Origin of the sequence: Pseudoalteromonas sp. S3260, assembly GCF_005886925.1 — a bacterium.
GTDB lineage: Bacteria > Pseudomonadota > Gammaproteobacteria > Enterobacterales > Alteromonadaceae > Pseudoalteromonas > Pseudoalteromonas tetraodonis.
Genome location: NZ_PNCV01000232.1, coordinates 1 through 352 on the forward strand (window position 1 = coordinate 1; position 352 = coordinate 352).

Annotated in this window: 1 pseudogene; it reads left to right on the forward strand. The window is 40.9% G+C overall.

Annotation, left to right across the window (positions count from 1 at the left end):
• Positions 1-352 (forward strand): annotated as a pseudogene (locus CWC14_RS19245) (DUF3857 domain-containing transglutaminase family protein); the annotation flags it as partial.

A 352-nucleotide genomic window follows, 5' to 3' on the forward strand; every position in this document is an offset into this window, starting at 1 on the left:
CACAAAAGGGAGCAATAGAAGTCACTGAGTTTTATCAAATTGACGACTTTTGGAGTGATGAGGAGAATGGCCAGACAGCTTACTTTTACGCTGATGATATTCAAAATGCAATCTATCAACCCGATACTAAAACCCGTATCAGCCCGCTTTATCTGCAGCACCCTTATAACGTTAATTACACCATAGAGGTAAAGTTAAACGAGCGTGACTGGTACTTTAATAATAGTAAGAGCTCTATTGATAACCCTTATTTTTCATTGGCTTCGCAAGTGCGCTTTAGCTCAAATACCCTGACTCTTACATATCAGTTCCGCAGCAAAACAGACCATGTACCAGTTGCAGAAATGCCGGC